3 protein-coding genes are annotated in these 2980 nt (G+C 63.3%); all 3 read left to right on the top strand.

Going from position 1 to position 2980, the window contains the following annotated elements; all coding sequences use genetic code 11:
• Positions 1-242 precede the first annotated feature (242 nt).
• The gene (locus WAN71_RS03565) at positions 243-1091 is read left to right on the top strand and encodes an SDR family NAD(P)-dependent oxidoreductase (RefSeq protein WP_422224009.1); all 849 of its coding nucleotides are present in this window, start codon (positions 243-245) and stop codon (positions 1089-1091) included.
• Complete coding sequence (locus WAN71_RS03560) at positions 1091-2455, top strand: aromatic ring-hydroxylating oxygenase subunit alpha (protein ID WP_422224008.1); 1365 nt, start codon at positions 1091-1093, stop codon at positions 2453-2455. The genes WAN71_RS03565 and WAN71_RS03560 overlap by 1 nt, the downstream gene beginning before the upstream one ends.
• Before the next feature lie 15 nt (positions 2456-2470).
• The coding region (locus tag WAN71_RS03555; protein ID WP_422224007.1) for an LLM class flavin-dependent oxidoreductase at positions 2471-2980 on the top strand (510 nt) is incomplete at its 3' end.

Here is a 2980-nt window from a genome sequence, read left to right as displayed (position 1 = left end):
CTGGCACTCACTACATTCGCCACCACGAACGGCACTCCGCCGACGACAAACAAGAGACCAGTCACTAGACACCAGCTCCGCCATTGGCTCACGGTGGGTTCAGCCGGTGACGTTAGCAACCAACTCTGGTCCAGACAATAGTTCGCGGTGGCCTTAGCAGCACCCCTTGACGCCTGGCCATTTGCAGAGAATCATATTCTCAATTATGCGCATCTGCCTATGTTGTCCGGACAAAAGCTATAGTGCCCGATAACCTGCTCAGTCTTGACCACCGCGTGGTGGTGGTGGCCGGCGCCGCGGGTGGCGGCATCGGCACCACCGTCACCCGCTTGCTCGCCGAGGCCGGCGCGACGGTGATCGCGGTCAGCCGGGGCAAGGAAAATCTCGACGACCATATTGGCCCGCTCCTCGAGCAGGGGTTGTCGATCGTCCCGGTGGCCGCCGACGTCGCGACCGACGACGGGGTGGCCGCCGCGATGGAGCAGGCGGTGCGGGCCGACGGCGACCTGCACGGGCTGGTCAACGTGGCCGGCGGGGCCGCGCCGTCGACCTGGATGCCGTCGACCCGGGTGGCCCGCAGCGACTGGCGCGACCTATTCACCCAAAACCTGGAAACCGCGTTCTTCATGAGCCAGGCCATGGCCGGAGAACTGAAAGCACGCAAACGTCGCGGGTCGATCGTCTCGATTTCCTCGATCAGCGGTATGAACACCGCGCCGTTTCACATCGCCTACGGCACGGCAAAGGCAGCGGTCGCGGCGATGACCCGCACCATGGCCGTAGAACTGGCCTTCGACGAGATTCGGGTCAACGCGGTAGCGCCAGGGATTACCGCGACGCCCGCCTCGCGCACCTACGTCGACGAAGACGCCGAGCGCGATCGCCGTGCCATCGCGATGGGCCGCCGCGGCCGTCCCGAGGAAATCGCCGGCGCGATCCTGTTCCTGTTGTCGGACCTGTCCAGCTACATCACCGGCCAAACGCTTCTGGTCGACGGCGGCCTGGACCTCAAATGGACACATTTGGACGCCGACAACACCTCTCTTTTTCTCAAGGACGACTCCTTCCGAACGGCGATTAGGAGGACGTGATGAGCGACACCGAAGTCCAAGCAGCCGAAGACCTTTCCGAACCGGTGACAATCGGCGTCGAGGCCTATCTGTCCGAGGACTACGCCCGCGCAGAGCGTGACAGGCTGTGGCGAAAGGTGTGGCAACAAGTCGGGCGGGTGGAGGATTTGCCGAAGGTCGGCAGCTTCTTGACCTATGACATTCTCGACGACTCCATCGTGGTGGTGCGCATCGGTCCGGACACCCTCAAGGCTCACCACAACGTGTGCATTCACCGCGGCCGACGCCTGGTCGACGTGCCGGAGGGCGTCAAAAGCGCTTGCGGCCACAGGAAGTCGTTTGTGTGCGGATTTCATGGCTGGACCTACGACCTGGACGGCGGCTGCATCCACATCCCGGAGCAGCAGGACTGGCAGGGTGTGCTGACGCCGCAGAACATCCACCTGGCCCCGGTCAAGGTCGACACCTGGGGCGGCTGGGTCTGGATCAATATGGATCCCGACTGTGAGCCGTTGCGTGACTACCTCGAGCCCGCCGCCACCATGCTCGATCCCTTCGGCTTGCAGAACATGCGATGCAAGTGGCGAAAATGGCTGCATTTCCAGTGCAATTGGAAGGTGGCCATCGAGGCGTTCAACGAGACCTACCACGTCGCCACCACGCACCCGCAGTTTAACAAGTTCAGCACGTTCCGCGGCTGGGCCAAGGCGCACGGGAAGCACAGCAACATCGGTTACGACGCACCCGAGGATCTCGAGGAGACGAAGTCGAAGATCCGGCTCGGGTCCGGAGACCCGCGGACCTCGACGGCGGAGATGCAGATCTACACGCTGGAGGAAACCAACGCCACCACAACCAAGACGCTCGTGGACGCGGCGCGTCGGCTGGTCGATGAACTGCCGGAGAACACCCCGGCCGATGAGGTACTCGCCCATTGGCTCTCGACGGCGCGGCGCGATGATGCTGCACGCGGCGTGATTTGGCCGACCATCGATCCCGACCATTTGGCCAAAAGCGGCACCGCGTGGCAGATCTTCCCGAACTTCCAGATCGGGCAGGGCTTGACGACGGCGCTTTGCTACAGCGCCCGGCCCAATGGCTACGACCCCAATAGCTGCATCTTCGAGGCGTCCTGTTACGAGCTCTACCCCGGAGGCCAGGAGCTGCAGACCGAGTGGGTGTACATGGCGCCCGACGACCCCGATTGGCGCACGGTCTTCCCGCAGGACTTCTCCAACATGGCCGCAGTACAGCAAGGCATGAAATCGCTTGGCTTCAAGGGCACCAAGCCCAACCCATACATGGAACGCAGCACCGCCAACCTGCACCGCAACCTCGCCAAGTACATGGGCACCGGTGCGCCGCGGCAATTACCGAAGGATTAGAAGGAGTCAGCAACGATGAAGGTGAATCTTGGTTTCGGAGCGCACAACTCCCACGACTGGGACCGCGTGCTGGCCGGTGATTTCAGCCACCCGCCGGCGACCCCCGACTGGGAGTGCGTGCAGGGCACCCTCGCGATCGCCGATCTAGCCGAACCGCTGGGATTCGATGGCATCTGGATGCCGGAGCACTGCGGGACCCCGTATGGCATGACGCCCAACCCGATTCAGGCGTTGAGCTATTTCGCCGGCCGAACCAAGCGGGTCAGCCTCGGCACCTTTGTCGTGGTGGCGCCGTGGTGGCACCCGGTGCGGCTCGCGCACCAGATTGCTTACCTCGACATCCTCTCCAACGGCCGATACACCACGATCGGTATCGGACGTGGCGTGTCCAAGGGCGAGTTCGACGCCGTCGGCGTGCCGCGGGAGGAGAGCAGACAGCGCTTCAACGAAACCCTCGACATCCTGCAACTGGCGTTGTCTGGGGAGCGGTTTTCCTACCAGGGTGAGATCTTCACTGTCCCGGAG

This window comes from Mycobacterium sp. (assembly GCF_049280035.1).
Taxonomy (GTDB): Bacteria; Actinomycetota; Actinomycetes; order Mycobacteriales; family Mycobacteriaceae; genus Mycobacterium.
The sequence above is the reverse complement of the archived record's forward strand: the minus strand, read 5'-3'. Positions and strand labels throughout refer to the sequence as shown.

Bases quoted from the DNA above. Each gene is read 5' to 3' on its own strand.
- WAN71_RS03560 (WP_422224008.1), top strand. From the start codon at position 1,091: ATGAGCGACACCGAAGTCCAAGCAGCCGAAGACCTTTCCGAACCGGTG.